Annotated in this window: 1 protein-coding gene; it reads right to left on the bottom strand. The window is 50.6% G+C overall.

The window, feature by feature from the left end; translation table 11 throughout:
* The coding region (locus A3757_RS06565; RefSeq protein WP_156506235.1) for a DUF4158 domain-containing protein at nt 1-451 on the bottom strand (451 nt) is incomplete at both ends.

Here is a 451-nt window from a genome sequence, read left to right on the forward strand (position 1 = left end):
ATAATCAACCCGTTCGGCATAGTGATGCTGGTTTTTCTGGGACAGAGAAAGCGAGTCGAGTACAGTCGTCACATCCTCCATTAGCGGTTGAATATGGTTATACACCGCCAGCTCTTTCTGCAGCTCGGTACCGGTGAAGTTGCGAGCGCTCCCGCGCAGCTGCTTCAATGTAAAGTGGTCTTCATCGGAAACCAGTGTCTGCAGCATATTCTTTAAGCTTTGGCTGCAAGCGGCATTGATCTGATCATACAATCGTTGCTGATGTTGATTAATCACCTGACTGACGATCTTCTGCAGGGTACTATAGGCAGGAATGGCGATCTTCTGGTGGGCCAGGTACTCGATTGCTGCGTCAAAGAGTGCGCGGGGTGCCACCCAGCTTTCAGCGCAGACCAGCAAATGTTCAACAAGCCGGGGTTGATGTTGCTTATCTTTCCAGCTGTTGACTCCA

It is taken from the genome of Oleiphilus sp. HI0117, assembly GCF_001635235.1.